Origin of the sequence: Dokdonia sp., assembly GCF_039945015.1 — a bacterium.
Lineage (GTDB): Bacteria > Bacteroidota > Bacteroidia > Flavobacteriales > Flavobacteriaceae > Dokdonia.
On sequence record NZ_JBDUXP010000012.1, the window covers coordinates 188,521 to 209,947 of the forward strand.

At 33.3% G+C, this 21,427-nt stretch carries 20 protein-coding genes; 12 read left to right on the forward strand and 8 right to left on the reverse strand.

What is annotated here, in order from left to right; genetic code table 11:
• Positions 1–19: 19 nt before the first annotated feature.
• From ABJD27_RS09760 to ABJD27_RS09775, 4 genes are all read right to left on the reverse strand, one after another.
• A complete protein-coding gene (locus ABJD27_RS09760) occupies positions 20–988 on the reverse strand; it encodes a hypothetical protein (protein ID WP_348162919.1) in 969 nt (322 codons plus the stop codon).
• A gap of 199 nt (positions 989–1,187) precedes the next feature.
• A complete protein-coding gene (locus ABJD27_RS09765; RefSeq protein ID WP_348162916.1) occupies positions 1,188–1,952 on the reverse strand; it encodes a hypothetical protein in 765 nt (254 codons plus the stop codon).
• Between the two features lie 3 nt (positions 1,953–1,955).
• Positions 1,956–2,501, reverse strand: coding sequence for a sigma-70 family RNA polymerase sigma factor (locus tag ABJD27_RS09770; RefSeq protein ID WP_348162913.1), 546 nt, complete (start codon positions 2,499–2,501; stop codon positions 1,956–1,958).
• Positions 2,502–2,625: 124 nt separating this feature from the next.
• Positions 2,626–3,591, reverse strand: a complete 966-nt coding sequence (locus ABJD27_RS09775; protein ID WP_348162910.1) for a hypothetical protein — start codon at positions 3,589–3,591, stop codon at positions 2,626–2,628.
• A gap of 115 nt (positions 3,592–3,706) precedes the next feature.
• Between ABJD27_RS09775 and ABJD27_RS09780 the strand changes: the two genes are divergently transcribed.
• From ABJD27_RS09780 to ABJD27_RS09795, 4 genes are all read left to right on the forward strand, one after another.
• On the forward strand, positions 3,707–4,360 hold the full coding sequence (locus ABJD27_RS09780; RefSeq protein ID WP_348162907.1) for a hypothetical protein: 654 nt from the start codon (positions 3,707–3,709) through the stop codon (positions 4,358–4,360).
• 83 nt (positions 4,361–4,443) lie between these two features.
• Complete coding sequence (locus ABJD27_RS09785) at positions 4,444–5,517, forward strand: fatty acid desaturase (RefSeq protein WP_348162904.1); 1,074 nt, start codon at positions 4,444–4,446, stop codon at positions 5,515–5,517.
• A gap of 48 nt (positions 5,518–5,565) precedes the next feature.
• Positions 5,566–6,219, forward strand: a complete 654-nt coding sequence (locus tag ABJD27_RS09790) for a hypothetical protein (RefSeq protein ID WP_348162901.1) — start codon at positions 5,566–5,568, stop codon at positions 6,217–6,219.
• Between the two features lie 93 nt (positions 6,220–6,312).
• Positions 6,313–6,885 (forward strand): hypothetical protein, encoded by a 573-nt coding sequence (locus ABJD27_RS09795; protein ID WP_348162898.1) that lies wholly within the window; start codon positions 6,313–6,315, stop codon positions 6,883–6,885.
• A gap of 166 nt (positions 6,886–7,051) precedes the next feature.
• Here the strand turns inward: ABJD27_RS09795 and ABJD27_RS09800 are convergent, their stop codons facing one another.
• The 4 genes from ABJD27_RS09800 to gldA form a co-directional block, all read right to left on the reverse strand.
• The gene (locus ABJD27_RS09800) at positions 7,052–7,603 is read right to left on the reverse strand and encodes a hypothetical protein (RefSeq protein WP_348162895.1); all 552 of its coding nucleotides are present in this window, start codon (positions 7,601–7,603) and stop codon (positions 7,052–7,054) included.
• Between the two features lie 164 nt (positions 7,604–7,767).
• Positions 7,768–10,002 carry a polyribonucleotide nucleotidyltransferase gene (locus ABJD27_RS09805; RefSeq protein ID WP_348162892.1) on the reverse strand — a complete coding sequence of 745 codons (2,235 nt, stop codon included), beginning with the start codon at positions 10,000–10,002 and terminating at the stop codon, positions 7,768–7,770.
• A gap of 231 nt (positions 10,003–10,233) precedes the next feature.
• Positions 10,234–10,503: a 30S ribosomal protein S15 gene (gene rpsO / locus ABJD27_RS09810; protein ID WP_348162889.1), complete on the reverse strand. Its 270-nt coding sequence runs from the start codon at positions 10,501–10,503 to the stop codon at positions 10,234–10,236.
• Between the two features lie 116 nt (positions 10,504–10,619).
• Positions 10,620–11,516: a gliding motility-associated ABC transporter ATP-binding subunit GldA gene (gldA, locus tag ABJD27_RS09815; protein WP_348162886.1), complete on the reverse strand. Its 897-nt coding sequence runs from the start codon at positions 11,514–11,516 to the stop codon at positions 10,620–10,622.
• A gap of 367 nt (positions 11,517–11,883) precedes the next feature.
• Here gldA and ABJD27_RS09820 point away from each other — a divergent pair, with 367 nt between their 5' ends.
• From ABJD27_RS09820 to ABJD27_RS09855, 8 genes are all read left to right on the forward strand, one after another.
• On the forward strand, positions 11,884–12,702 hold the full coding sequence (locus ABJD27_RS09820) for a prephenate dehydratase (RefSeq protein ID WP_348162883.1): 819 nt from the start codon (positions 11,884–11,886) through the stop codon (positions 12,700–12,702).
• Positions 12,699–13,841 carry an aminotransferase class I/II-fold pyridoxal phosphate-dependent enzyme gene (locus ABJD27_RS09825; RefSeq protein ID WP_348162880.1) on the forward strand — a complete coding sequence of 381 codons (1,143 nt, stop codon included), beginning with the start codon at positions 12,699–12,701 and terminating at the stop codon, positions 13,839–13,841. Before ABJD27_RS09820 ends, ABJD27_RS09825 begins: the two co-directional genes overlap by 4 nt.
• Positions 13,842–13,883: 42 nt before the next feature.
• Positions 13,884–14,735 (forward strand): prephenate dehydrogenase, encoded by an 852-nt coding sequence (locus tag ABJD27_RS09830; protein WP_348162877.1) that lies wholly within the window; start codon positions 13,884–13,886, stop codon positions 14,733–14,735.
• 27 nt (positions 14,736–14,762) lie between these two features.
• Complete coding sequence (locus ABJD27_RS09835) at positions 14,763–15,848, forward strand: bifunctional 3-deoxy-7-phosphoheptulonate synthase/chorismate mutase type II (protein WP_348162874.1); 1,086 nt, start codon at positions 14,763–14,765, stop codon at positions 15,846–15,848.
• Between the two features lie 180 nt (positions 15,849–16,028).
• The gene (gene rsgA / locus ABJD27_RS09840) at positions 16,029–16,976 is read left to right on the forward strand and encodes a ribosome small subunit-dependent GTPase A (RefSeq protein WP_348162871.1); all 948 of its coding nucleotides are present in this window, start codon (positions 16,029–16,031) and stop codon (positions 16,974–16,976) included.
• 6 nt (positions 16,977–16,982) lie between these two features.
• Positions 16,983–17,435: a D-aminoacyl-tRNA deacylase gene (gene dtd, locus ABJD27_RS09845; protein WP_348162868.1), complete on the forward strand. Its 453-nt coding sequence runs from the start codon at positions 16,983–16,985 to the stop codon at positions 17,433–17,435.
• 46 nt (positions 17,436–17,481) lie between these two features.
• Positions 17,482–19,383: a DUF3857 domain-containing protein gene (locus ABJD27_RS09850; RefSeq protein ID WP_348162865.1), complete on the forward strand. Its 1,902-nt coding sequence runs from the start codon at positions 17,482–17,484 to the stop codon at positions 19,381–19,383.
• A gap of 9 nt (positions 19,384–19,392) precedes the next feature.
• Positions 19,393–21,402 carry a DUF3857 domain-containing protein gene (locus ABJD27_RS09855; RefSeq protein ID WP_348162862.1) on the forward strand — a complete coding sequence of 670 codons (2,010 nt, stop codon included), beginning with the start codon at positions 19,393–19,395 and terminating at the stop codon, positions 21,400–21,402.
• Positions 21,403–21,427 lie beyond the last annotated feature (25 nt).

Sequence of the window (21,427 nt, forward strand, 5' to 3'; positions counted from 1 at the left end):
TTTATTTATGCATTTATTATTATTGTTTAGTAAACCTATATGTTGTTATTTCTGGCGAAGCACAATCTGATTGTACATCGTTTTCAAATGTAACAAAGAATACAGTATCATCATTTGCGTCATAATTTGCAGGAGCATCTGTAGGCCCAAAATAGTCTGCACCACTACTACAAGAACAGTTACTCTCTTGTATAGGGACTACAATTTCTCCACATACAAATAAGAAATTAAAATCATTTGGAGTTGAGCAATAATCTGGGTAGTTTGGTGTGAAGAATAAACGTTCTGTATCGGTACTTCCTATAAGGACTTCAACTACAGATCCATCTGCAAATGTTGGTCCATCTACATAAGGAGTAATTTCTTCTATTAAATATTCACCTACAAATGAATCTGTGCTTAGATTACATACTACAGGTGTACTATATTGGAAAGGAGAATTAAAGAAACCTCCTGTAACAATTCCTCCAGCATTATCTGTCGAGAATACACGACCGTCTGTAAGGTTTAAAGCAAGTCTTGTTGTAAATGTATCTCCTCCAAAAAGTGCATCTGGAGTAAGATTTACAGCACTAATTAACTCAGAAGCTTGTATTTCAAATGATGTTCTTGGTAAACCAAAAGGACCCGTCTCAAATAAATCAAGAGGAATAGTACCTAGAAAAACTTCATCTGTAATAGCCGCAGTAGTATCACCAGTATCTGGAGAACCGTCAGTAAAGATAGTATATACATCTACACTTTGTAGTAACGCACCTTGTTGCTCATCTTGTTCTTCTATTATAATAGATAACATGGCAGAATCGGCGATCGTAGTTTGTCCATTTTCAATAGCAATAGGAATAGAGTTTTCTATAATTTCTATAGTTCTAAGAATTGCTCCAGTTTCTACAGTATCTTGCACAACCGTGGTTACTTTATCGTCTTCGTCACACGAAAATAAAAGGCATCCTGCAAGTAAAGGGAAGAGTAATTTTTTGAATTTCATATATTAGATTGTTTAGTTTAGTTAATAAAAATGTTTTAAAATTATGCGTTATCTAATAGTGTCAAAAATAAAGATAATTCTTTTTATTATGACAACAGTCTATATAATAGACTTTGAAAAATAAAAATGGTTGCGTGCATATAAAAATAAAGTAACCTTATATAAGGTTACTTTATGTATTTACAGAAAAAATGATTGACTAATCTATCTTTAAAGAATCTTGTTTAGGTTCATTTGCTTGCCTGATAGAGTCTATAACTCGTTTGTCCATACTACTCATTTCTTGTCCATTTTTACTATTATAGTAATAATATACTTTTTTTGAAGTATGAGTTACAGGAACATCATTTCTATTTACAATAGAATCTCTAGTGATGTTATTCTCAGAAACTTTGTTACGAAGATTTATTGCTGTTTTCTCTGTTTGAACACCAGATTCATCAGTAGAAACCACTTTGTCAATAGAAGTGTCTTTTACAGTTGTTGCCATCTCATCCTTTGGTGTTGTTTCTTTCGTATTTGGAGTTGAGACTTCAATTTTTGGAGTACTATTTTCTTCTTGAGAATGCGGGTCGTTCTTAGTATCCATATCTTGAGTAATAGCACCTTCTTCTTCTAAAGAATTAAGCGTACTTGTCTCAGTATTCAAATACGTATTTGTTTCTATAACTTTGGTATGAATATCTTCGGTTTTTGAAGCGTTTGTTATACTAGTATCCTGTGTTTGAGATGGCGTTACCTGTTTTGTGTTAGAGGTATCAATGTTATTATTTAGTATAAGAAAACCAATGATCGAAAGTAAAGCAATACCAGATCCCCAGCGTAAGAAAAATACAAATCTTTTCTTTTTCTTACGTTCCTTTAAAGAGGATTGTATTCTATCCCAAGTTTCTTCATTAGAAGGCTTTTCTGTAGATTGGAGCTTTGTTTTAATAAAGCTTCCTATGTCTTCTTGTGGTTTCATAGGTTATAGATTCAATAATGTTTTACCAGAAAATTCTAGTATTTTATCTTTTAAAATTTGTTTGGCGCGATGCAAATTTGATTTTGATGTACCAATAGAAATTGATAACATATGTGCAATTTCTTTATGAGAATAATCATCTAGTTGGTATAGATTAAAAACAAGACGATATTTATTAGGCAATTCTTGTATTGCTTTAAAAATATAATCAATAGGAACATCTGCCTTGTCAGGGTCTATGGTAACTTCTCTAGAATCACTTTCTATTTGGTATGGTAAATCAGTCGTTTTCTTTTGTCTAAACTTATCTACAGCCTTATGTATTGCTATACGTCTTATCCACCCTTCAAAAGATCCTTTGTTTTTATACTTATGAATAGTTTCAAAAATGACAATAAAGACATCATGCACGTTATCTTCTGCCTCTGCTTCATTTCCACAGTATTTTAAGGAAGTTGTGTATACAAGATCCTTATACTTAAGAAATAACATCTTCTGTGCTACTAGATCATTTTTTTTGCATCCAGCAATGAGTTGTAACTTTTCCAATAATGTGTTTCCGTTTATAGCTATTAAACTTACCTTAATAGTCTAGTAAGTTATAAAAGGTTGCGTCAGTAACGTTAAAAATATTATTAATTACGCTTTCGCGAAAGCGTATACTTCGTAATCCCTATTCAAAATCTAGTGCTTCTGAAGCACTTATGAGATATTCTAAGGCATGTATTTTCTTATGTATTTTATTGAAAAATGCATTTCTCTCCTTCTCGCCAGCTGTGTTCAATAATTTGGAATGCTGTAATTGCTTGTCAAGATACGCCTTTGCATGATTACACGTAATACGGTCTGATGTACGGTAATATGAAAGGAGTGTAAATGGAATATATAATGATTGTTGATCATCTATCTCTGCATAAATGTTATTATTCATTAAGAGTAACTCGTTATAATAAAATGTATATGTAGGATCTGTTATGACTCGTTGTGAGATTGCAGTAATGTTTTCTGAAAGACTAGCAGTGATCGTTAAGGCATCTTTTTCTGTAAGATGACCTGCTTTAAAATAAAAATGAATTTGTTTTAATGTACCATTAATGGTTGTTAAGTCCCATATTTCTGTAATAGGTAGGTCTTCATATAAATTACCTAAACGCTTAGCGATTTGTTGAACACTTAAACTAGGAGTAAAATGCGTATAACTTATAGAGTGAAAATTTGGATCTAATAATTTTAACCATACATATATTTTAAAGCGCATCATAATGTCGCTTTTTAAATCATAAAAAATAGGAATATCCTTTGCCGAATATATAAGCTTGCATCCTTTTTTACCGAGTAAAGGATATAAGTTATTATAAGAGTTTTCAAAATAAACCTTTAGCTCTTCTTCATTATGTATGGCAGCTGTTTTCTCAACAGAAACCCAATTACTTTTTGTGGCTGTAAATAATCTATCTAGAGATAAGTTAAATCGTTTTGCGAGCATAACGCTTTCTGGTAAGGAAAGTTTGCTCTTTAAATTTGTCCTCCTATGTGCGGCATCATAACTTATATCTAAAGCATCTGCAACAGCATCTATAAGAGAAGTGTTAGGAGGTAATACGTTTTTAATTTCGGTTAAGAAGAGTGCCTGTTCCATAGTATAAAGATACTTTTTTTGCGATAATCACAAAAAATAAACAAAAACCTTGTATTTATAACTTAATAATATGCGAATAACACAATAGTTTTGGATTGAATTTAAAAATCAAACGATGCGTTTTTCCATAGAGTACTTTTTAAAATTATTAAAGACCAATCTTAATAGATCATTATATCTATTTGTTCCAAGCTTTATACTTCTTATAACAACAAGTGGCTGTGCTTCCTTTTCAAAGAAGGAATTTTCTAGAGAATATGTACGTCTTGAGAAGAATAGTATATCCAAGTTAGATGGTCAATATCGTTTCTACCCAAAAAAATGTTTTGGAGATTATTACAAAGATGTGCCTTCGGATTCTTTGAAATACAAAAACCTATTTCAGAATATAGTCTATGAAGAAAGAGAAGAAAGAGAAAGATGGGATTCATTAACAGCTCCTAAGAAAGATCTATCTGTTGTATTAAAACTTAATGGTAATACTGAGTTAAGCATTACAGTATTCGAGAATAAAAAAATAGTAAGAGATACTGTCTTGACAGGAAAATTAAGACAAGGCATGTTCTATCTGGATGATAAATATCTAAAAATTAGAGGTATTCCTTTTCTTTTTGGAGGGTATAATAGTAATAAAAGAAGAATAGGAATCTCTAAAAATGATGGACTCATCGTTAACGAAGCTTATGGGAATGAAGGCGGTATATTGATCATTTTGGGTTCTGGGTATACAAGTAATGCATCCTATGAATATGAAAGAATAGATGACTAATCGGCGCTATTTTACAATGAACTCATATTTGAATGTAGTATGTGGGTAGAGATAAGAATATAATTATTATAAAATATTTACTTATGAAATTTAGAAAGTTTAAAACATCAGAAAAGGAGAAGGAATTCTTTACAACTCTCAGGAAGAGGGTTTATAAAAAATTAGATAATAATTACACTAAATATGGAGGTTTTAATTTTTGGTTTAAAGGTTTTTTTTGGATTATAATATCATACGTGTCTTTTGTATCTCTGTTAAATATAAATGCCCATTTCCTTTTTTGGGTACTGTATTTTGTTTTTCAGATTTCAGGGTTATTAATAGGTTTTAGTTTAGGGCATGATGCCTCGCATAATACTGCTTTTAAGAGTAAATCTGCAAATCAAATATTACATTTTTTTAGTTTCTTAACCGTAGGAATAGACCCATTGTTATGGGGGTTGAGACATGTTCGTTCTCATCATTTATATGCCAATGTAGAAGGGAGTGATATTGATATTGATAAAAATCCATTTCTTAGACTTGCGCCATCACATCCTTGGTCAAAAAAGCATGCATATCAACATCTATATGCTCCTTTTGTATATATGCTAGCATTATTACATTCTGTATTTGTAGGGGATTGGATTTATTTGTTTTCCAAAGAATACTCTTGGATGAGAGAAGGTGTTGCGAAAAACCAACTGTATATCCGATACTTTTTATTTAAAATCCTTTATTTCAATTTGGTGCTTATTATTCCCATTTTGTTTTCACAATTTTCTATTGGGTTTGTAATCTTTACGTACATCACTACGTCGGCTTTTACTTCTTTGGTATTTGTTGTAATGCTTGTAGGGACTCATTTTTTTGATGAAGCATCATATTATCAGCCTCTTACAGATGAGTTAGAGTCTTCTTGGGCAATTCATCAATTAAAAACAAGTTGCGATTGGAATCCTAATAATACGTTTGCACGTTTTTTAAGTGGTGGTTCAAATTGTCATGCAGCGCATCATCTATTTCCAAATATTTGTCACACAAACTATGATCAGATAAATGATGTCATTGAAGAAACAACAAGTGAGTTTAATGTCACATACCATAAGAAAACATTACCCAACATGATGAGGTCTCACTTTAAGCATTTAAAAAACATGGGGAAAATGAACTCTTGAAAACATGTGTATTTGATACGGAAGTAGCATTTTTTAAACGAAACTCTTATGCAACTTAAATATAGAAATCAAATGGGAAAAATAGTTTTGAATAATAATAGGCAATGGAAGGTATGCGTATTCGTATTAGTTATCATGTGTTTTACTTCTTGTGTCACTACATATAGAATTAAAGAGTCAGAGTTTGATCTTGTTCCATATAAAGGAAATGAGATTCTGGTGTTTGAATCTAATCAAGGGAACATTGATACGATAACTTTAAAAAAGTATAAAGGGTGGAGTAGAACAGAAAAAGCCCCTTATCGAATTTTTCATAATAGATATGAAAAATATGGGATTCAATTAATACATACTAATCGATCTGTAGCAGATTCTACTTCAAGTTTTTTAATAGAAATTTGTGCTTTTAATTGGAAAGGTTTACGAATAGATGTACGTGCTCAATCTAATTACTATGAATACATAAATATGACTCGATTTACGAAGGAAGAGTTTGATAGTATATCGTCTCAAGAAATAAGAATTGGAAAAAAAATATATTCAGATGTAAAAATTACCCCAGGAGATACACTAAAAAATAATTTTAGAGAACCAAATTTAAAAAATCAAGTACTCCAATTTTATTGGAGTAAAAAGAAAGGCTTGCTAGGATGGGATAGTAAGAATGCTATCTGGAGACTGAGAAAAAAATACATGCTATAAAAATGTTTATCCCTAGATAAGGTTTCGTTTTAAATCTCTAAAAAGAAATATTTTTTTAAACAAAACCCATATGTTAACTAATACAGTAATAAAATGAAGAAAATAATTTTGAAGACTACCTATGGAGCTCAATGGAAGGTATATATTTTGGTGCTGGTTACTGTTTGCTTGACTTCATGTGCTAGTAGAAAAAGACAAGAAGATACAGTGAAAGTTGAGGTAGGTTTTAATGCAACTGTTGTAAATGAACCTTATGAAACCAAGAATAGTGACTTGTCTACTTTTAATAGATACAACTTACTACATATGTTAAATATATATGATAAGGATATAGATACCATTATGATGAATTTTAAAAACAAGAACGAACTCATCATTACGTATGTTGAAGAAATAGGAAGTATTCATAAAACGGAGTCGGCTATTTTTAAAGGAAAATTTAAAAAAGATGGTAGTTTTCAAATTTTTCTTGAAAAACGAAGACTTCAAGTTCCTCCCGTTATTCCTGTTTTATATAACCAAGTGCATATAGATAAAGTAATGATGTCAATGACTAAAGACGGTAATTTACTATTAGAAAATTATTATAAGAGAGAAGGAAGTGTTCTTATAATAGGAGGGGGTAATACATTTAAGTATAGTCAAAAATTTAAAATCATTGATTGACATAATATAAAGTACATTATAAATATTGTGATTTTTCAAAAAGTACTATATATATAGTTTTTAATAAAGGCTTTGTGGTGCGAGCTTTTATTTTCTTAACTATTTTAAATGATAAAAGCGGTTACGTAATTATGTAACCGCTTTTATGTATTATGCGTTTATAGTTTTATTGTACTGTTGTGATAATATTAAAATCACTAGTAAGTCCGCCATTATCACCAGTGTTATTTACAGAAAATACACGACCATCTGTAAGTACTAATTCAAATCGCACAATATATTCATCTCCCGATGCAATACCATCTAGTGTGTTATTTGTAATCGTTAAGAAATCTTGTGTTGTAATGATAAGATTATGTCTAGGAAAACCATCTTGACCTAAAGTAAATTCAGTAGGTTCTACAGTTCTTAAAAGAACTTCTTCTCTTACAAGAGCATTTGTGCTATCTCCCGTATTGTCACTATTGTCTAAGAAAGTGATATATATGTTGAAATCATCAAGTAAGCTTCCACTTTCTGAATCTCTATACTCTACAATGGTGTCTAATAAACCATCTAGATTATTATTAAATATAATGTTGTCTGCTGTAGTTACAATTTCGACAAGAGCTCCGTTGTCAAGATCATTTATTGATGGAATATCATTTCCATCATCACTGCTACAACTAGCGAGTGTAATAATAAAGATAAGGAGTAAGAGTAATTTTTGAATTTTCATAGTCATGTATTTGATGTTTATGTAGCCAAAGTACTAAAGAAAAAGATTGATTTTTGAAAAAAGAGCGATAACTATTATCGGCGATTCCTTTTTTGACTAGTTTGTATAAAAAAAGAGGCTACTTTTTTTAAAGTAGCCTCTTTGTATTATATCGATATTAGAAATTAATCTTTGTTTCTATCACGATTACGATTATCACGACCTCTATTGTCGCGGTTTCTATTATCTCTTCCGCCACGATCATTGTTTTCTCTTGGTGGACGAGGTACATATCCTTCTGGCTTATCCATTAATGCTTTACGAGATACTTTCTCTTTACGAGTACGTTTGTCTATGCCAAAGTATTTAACTTCTAGTTCTTCTCCCATAGAGAGTACATCAGAAGCATTTTCTGTGCGTTCCCAAGCGATTTCAGAAACATGAAGTAATACTTCGTTTCCTGGAGCATCTAGGTATTCTACTACGGCACCAAAATCAAGCATCTTAATTACCTTCACTTTATATGTGTTACCTACAGTAGGCTTAAAGGTAATAGAATCTATCTTAGCAAGAACAGCATTAATACCATCTTGTCCAGTTCCTAGAATTTCAACAATTCCTTCTTCTGTAACAGGATCTTCGTTAATAACGATTGTACATCCAGTTTCTTTCTGAAGTTCTTGTATCACTTTTCCACCAGGTCCAATTAATGCACCGATGTAATCATTTGCAATACGCGTAGTCACCATTTTAGGAGCGTAGTCTTTTACGTCTTCACGTGGTGTTGCGATTGTTTCTGTAAGTTTATCAAGAATATGAAGACGACCAGCACGTGCTTGTTGTAAAGCATTTACAAGAATTTCATAAGAAAGTCCTTTTACTTTAATATCCATTTGACACGCTGTGATACCGTCTGCTGTACCTGTAACCTTAAAGTCCATATCTCCTAAGTGATCTTCATCACCAAGAATATCAGAAAGTACTGCGTACTTTCCAGAATCTGCATCAGATATAAGTCCCATTGCAATACCAGAAACTGGTTTTGTCATTTGGATACCTGCATCCATCATTGCCATTGTTCCAGCACAAACAGTTGCCATAGAAGAAGAACCGTTAGATTCTAATACTTCAGATACTACACGTACTGTGTAAGGGCAATCATCTGGTACCATTCCTTTAAGGCCACGTTGAGCAAGATTACCATGTCCTACTTCACGACGTGAAGTACCACGGATAGGTCTTGCTTCTCCAGTACAGAAAGGAGGGAAGTTATAGTGAAGGTAGAAAGTCTCTTCTCCTTCGTATGATGGCATATCTATTTTGTTTGCCTCTCTAGAAGTTCCTAGTGTTACTGTTGCAAGTGCTTGAGTTTCTCCACGGGTGAAGATAGCAGAACCGTGTACAGATGGTAAATAATCTGTCTCACACCAGATAGGACGAATATCTACAGTCTGACGACCATCAAGACGAAGTCCCTCGTTTAGAGTGAGATCACGTATGGCAGCTTTTTCTGCTGCACGATAATACTTAGATACAAGATCTCCAAAATCTTCAAGCTCTTCCTCAGAAAAGGTTGCTTTGACTTCTTCTTTAATCTCACTAAAAGCCATTCCGCGTTCCTTCTTAGAAGAACCTGCTTTTGCGATAGCATATACTTTATCGTATGCCATAGCATGTACTTTCTCTTTAAGATCTGCATCTTCTCTTTCGGCTGGGTACTCACGTACTTCTTTCTTTCCGAAAGCCTCAGCAAGACGTAATTGAGCAGCACACTGAACCTTAATAGCTTCGTGAGCAAACTTGATAGCGTCTGCCATTTCTTCTTCAGAGATTTCATCCATCTCACCTTCTACCATCATTACAGAATCTGCAGAAGCTCCAATCATCATATCGATGTCAGATTCTTCAAGTTGTGCTCTGGTTGGGTTGATTATAAATTCACCATTTACACGTCCTACTCTCGCTTCAGAGATAGCACATTCAAAAGGAAAATCAGAAAGCTGGATTGCTGCAGATGCTGCAAGGCCTGCCATTGCATCTGGCATAACATCTTCGTCATGAGACATTAATTGGATCATTACCTGAGTTTCAGAGTGATAATCTTTTGGAAAAAGTGGACGTAATACACGATCCACAAGACGCATTGTTAATACTTCACCGTCAGATGGACGTGCTTCTCTTTTAAAGAAACCACCTGGGTAACGACCAGCTGCTGCAAACTTCTCACGGTAATCTACTGTAAGAGGAAGAAAGTCTAAGTCTTTTTGTTCGTAATTAGAAACTACGGTACAAAGCAACATACACTTTCCAGACTGTACTACGACAGATCCGTGTGCTTGCTTTGCAAGTTTCCCTGTTTCGATAGAAATCTCTCTACCGTCTCCGAGGTCGATAACCTCTTTGTAAACCTTTGGAATCATATATTAAGTTTTTCATTTTCGTCTGTTCATCAGACGGATTCATAGATCTGATTAACCTAGTGTTATGTACGTTGGTTAACCATGTGTTGTTGTGTTGTAGTTGTAGTTGTGGTGACCAATGAAAAACTAGCTGTTTAGCTTTCTCTGCCTCTTGTCTCGGAGGACTTAGTGTGTGTTCGCTTTCGCGAAAGCGTAAAAAAGAAGGGGGCACAAAGCCCCCTCAAAAATTCTTTATTTTCTAATACCTAATTCTTTAATAATAGCACGGTATCTTAAAACGTCTTTCTTGATTAAATAATCAAGAAGGGAACGACGCTTACCTACTAGCTTTACTAATGAACGCTCTGTATTATAATCTTTACGATTATCCTTTAAGTGTCCAGTTAGGTGATTAATACGGTGTGTAAACAATGCGATTTGCCCTTCAGCAGATCCTGTATCGTTTTTTCCTTTACCGTGTTTTTCGAAAATTTCTTCTTTAACTTCTTTTGTTAAATACATTCCAATATTATTTAAATGATTTTTATGTATATGATAGACTGTCTATCAGCGTGCAAAAGTAATGAAAATATCAATTATAACAGATGAATACCTATTATTTTATAGCGTTTTGCCCTTTAAGAACTCGTCAATTCCATAAATAACCCTTCCAAACTTGCATTTTTCTGATTAAGTTGTAAAATCTTAAGTCCATTATCGTGTGCAAAATCAAAAACTTTTGAACGCATATCTTCCTTACCTTTAAATACAATTTCATAGATAAAATCGTGTGTGTTTTTTACAGAAACAGCTTGGTCTAATCTTTCTAAGGCAACGGTTTCTACTCGGTAATCAAACTCTACAATGACTGTTTGTTGTTGACCTTCTCTTAACTCTTGTAGTTTGCGATCTGCAACAACCTCTCCTTTATTAATGATAATCACTCGGTCGCAGATAGCTTCTACCTCTTGCATAATGTGTGTGCTCATTAATATTGTTTTCTCCTTTCCTATAGATGTAATAAGATTGCGTATTTCTAATAACTGATTAGGATCGAGTCCTGTTGTAGGCTCATCGAGAATTAATACTTCAGGATCATGTAATAAGGCATTGGCGAGGCCAACACGCTGACGATATCCTTTAGAAAGTTGCCCTATTTTTTTATGCGCTTCTGGAGTTAGTCCTGTAAGCGCAATGACTTCGGCAACACGTTCTTTAGGAGTATTATGAATATTTGCATTAAATGTGAGGTACTCTCGTACATACATTTCTAAATACAAGGGATTGTGTTCAGGAAGATATCCTACAGATTTACGTACGTTTTGCGTTTCTGTTTGAGTGTCATAATCATTTACAGATGCAGTTCCTTCAGAAGGAGTAAGATAGGTTGTGAGGATTTTCATCATGGTACTCTTTCCGGCGCCATTTGGACCTAAGAAACCAACAATCTCTCCTTTCTTTAATGTAAAGGAAACGGTGTCTAATGCTTTTTGAGCATTGTACATTTTTGTAATGTTCTTGACAACAATAGACATGGGTAAGACTTTTTACAAATCTAACGAATAAGAACAATACATATTTTATATTATACAGGTAGATTTTTTATTCATTTATGATTTTTTTATGTAAAAACTGAACTTACTGAAAAAATGAAGAAAAAATAAATCTATAATGTTGGTTACCTTACTTTTTTTTCTACATTTACGTCTAAGACAAATTCATAATGTTTATAAATATTTATTACTGGAACAACTATTTCTTTTTCTTCTTCTTCGGAAAGAAGGACTCGGGACGTTGATTGTAATAAATAACACTCAAAAACTATTTAAAGTCCTGATATCATTATCAGGACTTTTTGTTTTTTATAGCATAGAGTATTAAAAAATAGTATAAAATAAATTCATGAAAGTAGCAATTCAAGGAGTGCAAGGATCTTTTCATCATAAAGTAGCTCAGGAGTTTTTTATTCCAGAGGTGCCTGTTGCAGAGTGTATGTCTTTTCCTGTATTAGTAGATCAACTTATTACAGGACAAGTTACAGCTGCTGTGATGGCTATAGAAAACTCTATAGCAGGAGCTATTCTGCCTAATTATGCATTGGTAAATCAATATGACCTTACTATAGATGGAGAATATTATCTAGATGTACAACACAATCTTATGGGGTTGCCAGGACAAACAATAGCAGATATTAAAGAGGTATGGTCTCATCCTATGGCGCATATACAATGCCGTCAATTTTTTCAAAACTACCCAGATATAAAACTAGTAGAAGATACAGATACTGCAGGTGTTGCGCGCCAAATCCAAAAAGAAGGTCTTAAAGGAATTGGAGCGATTGCAAGTGTGGCTGCTTCTCAAATATATAACCTAGATATTATTGCTTCTCAAATACAAACGATAAAAAATAATGAGACACGTTTTTTTATTTTAAATACGCAAGAAAAGCAAATAGGTGACGATTGTGATAAAGCATCCTTATGTTTTACAACAGATCACAAAAGAGGAAGTCTTGCTACTATATTAAATGTGATGAGTGATTGTAAACTTAATCTAACGAAGATACAATCTATGCCAATTATAGAAACTCCTTGGAAGTATGCATTTTTTGTAGACATCACTTTTGATGTATATACAGATTATGAAAAGGCAAAAAAGATCTTACAGATTATGGCTACAGATTTTAAAGTATTAGGAGAATATAAAAATCGTAAAAAATGATACATCCTGCACATAGATTACAAGATACAAAGGAGTATTACTTTTCGCGTAAGCTTAAAGAAGTGCGAGCCCTTGCGGCTGAGGGCCATCCTATTATAAATATGGGAATTGGGAGTCCAGATATGCCCGCTCCAGAAGCTGTAGTTCAAGCATTAGAAAGTGGGTTAAAAGATGCAAAAGCGCATCAATATCAGAGTTACACAGGAATCCCTGAGTTGCGAACAGCTATGGCACGTTTTTATAAAAAACATTATACAGTTACCCTAGATCCAGAGACAGAAGTATTGCCCTTAATGGGGTCTAAAGAAGGAATCATGCATATTAGTATGGCTTTTCTTAATCCTGGAGATGAGGTTTTAATTCCTAACCCTGGGTATCCTACCTATAGTGCAGTGACCAAACTCGTAGAGGCAGTTCCTGTAGCCTATGATTTGGACGCGACAAATAGTTGGTTGCCAGATCTTGATGCATTAGCACAGCAGGATCTTAGCCGTGTAAAAATGATGTGGGTAAATTATCCTCATATGCCTACTGGTACAAAAGCGAGAGATGTTTTTTTTGAAAAATTAATCACTTTTGCAAAGGCACATGCTATACTTATTATAAATGATAATCCGTATAGTTTTATTCTTAATGATCATCCAAAATCAATTTTAGATATTGAAGGTGCAAAAGATGTGGCATTAGAGCTTAACTCATTGAGTAAGACTTTTAATATGGCAGGTTGGCGTGTTGGAATGGTCGCGGGAAATGCTACGTATATAAATCATATCCTTAAGGTGAAATCAAATATGGATAGTGGGATGTTTTATGGGATCCAAAAAGGAGCTATTGCTGCTTTGGAGTTGGAATCTTCCTGGTTTGATACTATTAATGAGGTGTATGCAAAACGACGACAACTTATATATAATCTGGTAGAGAAATTGGGTTGTACTTATGATTCTAATAGTGTTGGACTGTTTGTGTGGGCAAAACTTCCTGAAGGAGTAGATGCCGAAAATTTTATAGACACTGTATTACAAGAAAAATACATTTTTATAACACCAGGAACCATATTTGGAACACAAGGAGAGGGGTATATCCGTTTTAGTTTATGTGTGACAGAAGAAGAAATTAAAAAAGCAATTAAAAGATTTTAAGTACGCTTTCGCGAAAGCGTATACAATAAAAAAGAAGAGCATTTGGAAAAGATATACATCATAGGAGTAGGGCTTATAGGAGGTTCTCTAGCAAAGGATTTACGAGGACAATATCCTGAAGCGTACATTTTTGGAATAGATACGACTCCTGCTCATATAACAGAGGCAATAGCTACTGGATTAATCGATGACGAAGGACATCTAGATGCCATAAGTGAAGCAGATCTTGTTGTGCTTTCTATTCCTGTGGATATTGCTGTTGAGGTATTACCTACAGTGTTAGATCAAGTTGGAGATCATACGTTAGTTATCGATATGGGATCGACTAAGGCGGCTATTTGTAAAAGTGTGGCAACTCATGAGAAACGAAGAAATTTTTTAGCCTGTCATCCTATTGCAGGTACAGAGTTTTCTGGGCCAAGTGCAGCTATAGAAGGTTTGTATAAAAGCAAAACTAATATCATATGTGAAGTAGAAAAAACAAGTTTTAAATTACAGGAAAAAGCGCTAGAATTATTTAGATCTATAGGGATGCGTATTCGATATATGGACCCTATATCTCATGATAAACACATTGCTTATGTTTCACATCTATCACATATAAGTTCTTTTATGTTAGGAAAGACGATCATAGATAAAGAAAAAAATGAACGTGATATTTTTGATATGGCAGGAAGTGGATTTGCTTCTACCGTGAGACTTGCAAAAAGTAATCCTACAACTTGGACCTCTATATTTAAAGAAAACAAAGAAAATATATTAGAAACATTAGAAGAATATATAGCAAACCTTGAGCATTTTAGAGAGTTAATGAGGCAAGAAGACTTTATTGGAGTGCATCAAGAAATGAAGAATACAAATCATATTAAAGAAATATTAAAAGGAATAGAATAAGCTTAATAGGCATAAAATAGTACCGTCATGGAAAATAAAAAAGAACTTAGAAATTGGTTAGATGCTTTTAATTTAGATCACCCTCTTGTAATTGCAGGACCTTGTAGTGCTGAAACGGAAGCACAAGTATTAAAAATCGCACATCAACTTAAAGATACAGATGCAACCGTATTACGTGCTGGTATCTGGAAACCACGTACCCGCCCTGGTAATTTTGAAGGCGTTGGGGCATTGGGATTGAAATGGTTGCAGAAAGCAAAAGAAGAAACAGGAATGCTTACTACAACAGAAGTTGCAAATGCTAATCATGTAGATCTTGCATTACAACACGATGTAGATATTCTTTGGATTGGAGCACGTACAACAGTATCTCCTTTTATCGTTCAAGATATTGCAGATGCACTTAAGGGAACAGATAAAACAGTACTTATTAAAAATCCGGTAAATCCAGATTTATCTCTTTGGCTGGGAGCTGTAGAACGTTTTCATACAGCAGATATACAAAACTTAGGAGTGATACATAGAGGTTTTTCTACCTATGAAAAAACACGTTATAGAAACAATCCTGAATGGCAAATAGCGATTGACCTTCAAAATCGTTTTCCAGACCTTCCGTTAATTCTTGATCCATCGCATATAGCTGGACGTCGTGATATTATTCATGATTTAAGTCAGACAGCTTTAGACCTGAATTATGATGGACTTATGGTAGAGACGCACTATGATCCTGATAATGCTTGGAGTGATGCTGCGCAGCAAATTACACCAGAGACATTGATCCAGATGATGATTGATCTTAAAATCAGAAAGGTAGAAGGGAGTGAAGTAGAGTATAATAATAAAATCAATACACTACGTACACAAATAGACGTTGTTGATCATCAACTTATTGAGTCATTAGGAAAGCGTATGAAAGTTGCAGATGAAATAGGCCGCCTTAAAAAAGATAATAATGTAGCTATACTTCAAACAAGACGTTGGAACGAAATTTTAGGGAAAATGATTCTTGAAGGAGAACAACATAATTTAAGTGAGGAGTTCATATTGAGAGTGTTTAAAGCTGTGCATCAGGAATCAATTAATCATCAACAAAAGATAGCTCAGAAAGAATAACTAATGTTATCTTTTTGTATAGATACAACCCAATAACATTTATAAGAGGTTATTGGGTTTTTTATGTGCAGTTAATTGCGTTTACAATAGTTCTGTGGCGTAATAGCTTTTCTACTGTATAATCTGGGTTTAGGTAAGTTGCTAGATAAAAAGTACCTATTTTTGCTATAACTATTTATTATGACAGGAACCGTTTATAAATCTACAGGAAGTTGGTATACCGTAAAAGCGGAGAATGGACAATGGTACGAATGTCGTATAAAGGGGAAGTTCCGTATAAAAGGAATAAAAAGCACAAATCCTGTAGCTGTAGGTGATCTAGTAGATTTTGATCTTGATACAAAAAGTGATGTAGAGACAGGTGTTATCACAAACATTCATGAGCGTGATAATTATATCATAAGAAAGTCTGTAAATTTATCTAAGCAAACCCATATTATCGCATCAAATATTGATCAAGTGTTTTTGCTAGTTACATTAAATAATCCTCCCACATTTACAGCATTTATAGATCGTTTCTTAATTACAGCAGAGGCATATGATATTAAAGCAGTGCTACTTTTTAATAAGATAGATACTTATACAGAAGATGAGTTACTAGAGATTAAATTTCTGGCAGCAATGTACAGAGAAGTCGGGTATGAGTGTATGGGAATTTCTGCCTTAAAACAAACAAATGTAGATGCTGTTAAGCAAGCTATGGAAGGTAAAGTAAATATGTTTACGGGACATAGTGGTGTGGGGAAATCAACATTAGTAAACGCTATAGAGTCTGATCTAGATATTAAAACTAAAGAAATCAGTGAACAGCATATGCAAGGGCAGCATACCACCACCTTTGCCGAAATGTATGATTTAAGTTTTGATGCAAAAATAATAGATACTCCAGGGATAAAAGGGTTTGGGATTGTAGATATGGAGAAGGAAGAAATTGGAGATTATTTCCCTGAATTTTTTGCCTTAAAAAGTGAATGTAAATTTAATAATTGTTTGCATCTAGAAGAACCGAAATGTGCTGTTAAGGATGCTTTAGATAATGATGAACTCCACTGGTCACGTTATAAGAGTTATGTTCAGATTATGGAAGGAGATGATGAGCAATATCGTAAAGATCAATATGCAATATAGTTAGTTATGAGAGTTATTATTCAGCGAGTTTCTGAAGCATCTGTTACTATAGATACCCATATAAAATCTAGTATAGCACATGGATTTCTTATTTTATTAGGTATCACACATCAAGATACTCAAGAAGATATAGATTGGTTGACTAATAAGATTATAGGATTGCGTGTTTTTAGTGATGAGAATGGTGCTATGAATTTATCTGTAAAAGATGTAGACGGTAATCTTTTAGTCATAAGTCAGTTTACATTACATGCAAGTACAAAAAAAGGAAATCGACCATCATTTCTAGAAGCTGCAAAACCAGATATTGCCATTCCTTTGTATGAAAATTTTGTAAGTACGCTTTCGCGAAAGCATACTAAGGAAATATTTACAGGAGAATTTGGGGCAGATATGAAAGTAAAACTACTCAATGATGGCCCTGTTACTATTACAATAGATTCAAAAAACAGAGAATAATCTTTTGCTATTTCTAGAAGTAGTTCTATATTTCCAAAAAAAGTTAATGCGTTTATTTCTTTTGTGTTACCTCTTGGTACAGTCTACAATATTGTTTGCACAAGACCCTATCGAATTACAAGCTCTTATGTTACCTGATGACCTTAAAGAGAATGCAAATAGTGTCATACGTAATGAACGTATAACTGTTCATATTCCTAATCAACGTACCATCGAATATTCTACATATAGAATAGTAACGGTACTTAATAAAAAAGGACTTAGTGATGTAGGTGCTTATGTTCATTATGATGATGATTCACGAGTTAAGAAACTAGAAGCTGTTATTTATGATCAGTTAGGTAAAGAAATTAAACGTATTAAGAAAGGAGATTTTAAAGATGTAAGTTCGGTAAGTAATGGTAGTCTTTTTGAAGACTCTAGAGTGAAGTACCTGAATTACACCCCAGTTTCATATCCTTTTACTGTTGTGTTTACATCTTCATGGGTAAGTAGTGATACCGCATTTATATATCCTTGGGTTCCTAATAATAGTTATCAAAGCAGTACAGGGAAGAGTTCATGTACAATAACACATACGCCAGATCTTGAATTGAAGTATAAATTATTAAATCCTAATGATCAAATAGTCATAAACCAATCCCCTGGTAAAATAGAGGTGTCTACAGAAAATTATAAAGCATTAGTGCGAGAGGCATACAGTCCAAGTTTTCAAAATATAGTTCCTACCGTAATCTTTGCTCTAAATAAGTTTCATCTATCTGGAGTAGATGGAACCGCAGAAGATTGGACAAGTTATGGTAAATGGATGGAAGATTATCTTTTGAAAGAGACTCGGCAATTACCAGAAGAAACAAAAATAGAAATATTAGAGCTTGTTAAAGGAGAGACCGATAATATAGAGAAAGCACGTAAAATATATCAGTATGTACAAGATAAAACAAGGTATATAAGTGTACAAGTTGGTATAGGAGGATGGAAGCCTATGTTGGCTTCAGAGGTAGATGCGTTAGGATATGGAGACTGTAAAGCATTGACTAATTATACAAAATCACTACTAGAGGTGGCAGAAATCCCTTCATATTATACAATTTTATATGGAGGAAATAGTAAAAGAGATATTCAACCAGATTTTGTTTCTATGCAAGGGAATCATGCAATTTTAAGTATTCCAAATGGAGATGATTATATATGGTTAGAATGCACAAGCCAAGAAGTTCCGTTTGGTTTTATAGCTGGTTTTACAGATGATAGAGATGTAGTAATTATTACACCAGAAGGGGGTAAAATAGTGCATACTGATGTTTATAATCATTTAGAAAATTCACAATATTTAAAAGGCTCTTATCAAATTACTCCTGATGGAATGATAGATGCGCAGGTTTCTATAAAATCTAAAGGGGTGCAATATAATGATCGCTATTTTGTAGAGAATCAAATAGAAAGCGATCAAAAGAAGCATTACTATAGTTTTTGGGAACATATCAATAATATGAAAATTGATACCATTGATGTAAAGAGTAATAAAAGAGATGCAGTCATACATGAGAAAATCACTTTTACAGCAGATAGTTATGCCTCTTTTGCAGGAGAAGAAATGCTTGTCTCTTTAAATGCATTTAATAGATATACAAGGGTTCCGCAAAGATATAAAGTAAGAAATTTTGATTTACAAATTAGTAGAGGTTTTGTAGATGAGGATGAAGTAATGATTACAATTCCTGACACTTATACATTACCAGATGCTTTTGAAGATATTCATGTAGAGAATGAGTTTGGGATGTATAATCTTTCTTATAATCGTATAGATGATACTTCCATACAGTATACTAGAAAATTCTCTCTCTATGATGGGACATTTTCAAAAGAAAAATATAAAGCTTTTAGATCATTTGTGAGGAAAGTGGCTCGTTACGACAATCAAAAGATCGCATTAACAAAAAAATAATAGACAACTATGATTAAATTTTTACTAACGACTATAAGTATCGTTTTTTTAAGTCAGTGCGTAGATGCTCAAAATTACAAATTTGGAAAAGTGTCTAAAGAAGAACTTGCGCAAACTGCTCATGCATCAGACCCGGAAGCAAGTGCAGCGGTATTATATAGAAAAACTAGTACGAAGTTTACGTATAGTGAAGATGATGGATTTGTAGTAGTAACGGATCATCATGAGAGAATTAAGATATATAATAAAGATGGATATGATCTTGCTAACCAGCAAATAGGAATGTATCTAGGTTCAAGTGATAAAGAAAGTGTAGCGTCATTAAAGGCGGTGACTTATAACTTAGTAGACGGTAGTGTTAAGGGGAGTAAGCTTCAAAGTAACGGAGTGTTTGATGAAGAGCGTAGTAAAACGTTAAGGATTAAAAAATTTACGATGCCAGATATACAAGATGGTTGTATCATTGAGTTTAAGTATACATTTACATCTCCTTTTATCTCTACTATAGATGAATTTCGTTTTCAAGAAGAAATTCCAGTAGATAAAGTAGAAATGCGATTCTTTGCACCAGAATATTTAATCTATAGAACTCATGGAAAAGGTTCTATTCCTTTGGGGCTACAAACTACAAAAAAAGCACGTACACTTAGATTTAGATATGAACGACAAGCTCTGGCAAGAGCTACAGAGGTAGAAAGAGGTACTAGAGAGGTAGAGCTTACGGAGAATGGATACATTGTAAATCTTGAAAACATACCGGCACTTAAAGAGGAACCTTTTGCAGGAAATATAAATAATTATATGTCGGCATTACAATTTGAATTATCATATACAAAATACCCTAATTCTCTAGTGCGTAATTATGCGACAACTTGGGAAGATGTAGCAAAGAAGATATATAAATCAGATGGTTTTGGAAAAGAGTTAGAGCAAACAAAATATTTTAGAAAAGATATCGACGTGCTTATTGCAGGAATTTCAGATCCGAAAGAAAAAATGATGAAAGTGTACGATTATGTCAAGACAAAAATGAATTGGAATAAGTACTATGGCGTATATGTAGATAAAGGAAGTAAAAAAGCATATTCAGAAGGAGTTGGTAATGTGGCAGATATAAATCTAATGTTAATAGCTATGCTTAACTATGCAGGGATAGAAACTAACCCTATTTTGTTGAGTACCAAAGCAAATGGGATACCATTTTTTCCTACAAGAACTGGGTTTAATTATGTGATTGCTGGCGCTATCTTGGATAATAGATTATTCCTTCTTGATGGTGTTGATAAAACAAGTTCTCCTAGTATCTTAAAAACTAATCTTTTAAATTGGAAAGGAAGAATGGTGAAAGCAGATGGTAGTTCATTATTAGTAGATTTACTTCCGGCCAAACCAGCAGTTCATACAAGCCTTATAAATCTAGAAATAAATGAAGACCTTGTGATTATTGGAAATTCTAAAAATAGATTTACAGGTCATTATGCAAAAGGACAAAGAGCTCGATATAAAAGTTTAAATGAAGATGAACAATCTAAAAAAATGGAAGAGAACTTCGAATCTGTTCAAATGATTGATCATACATTTAAGGAAATGGATAATAGTAATAAACCATTAACGTTAGAATATAATTTTGAAAATGAAGAGGCTGTTGAGGCTATAGGGAATAAAATGTATATCTCTCCATTGCTTCATTTGGCAACAAAAGAAAACTATTTTAAAGCAGAAACGAGATCGTACCCTATAGATTATCTATACCCTAGATCAGATAAGTATAATATCTCTATAAAGATTCCAGAAGGATATATGGTAGAATCACTGCCAGAACCTTTATCAATTAATCTTACAGATAATATGGGGTCTTTTAGGTATGGAGTTTCTGAAAATGGAGGAAAAGTAACAATAACACTCCTGAATGCTATTAAAACACCAGTGATGGGTGCAGAGTTCTATAAGGATTTACAAGAGTATTATAAAATGATTTTAGAAAAAGAAGCAGAAAAGATAGTTTTTGTAAAATCATAATTTAACCTGTTATCAAGGTAATATG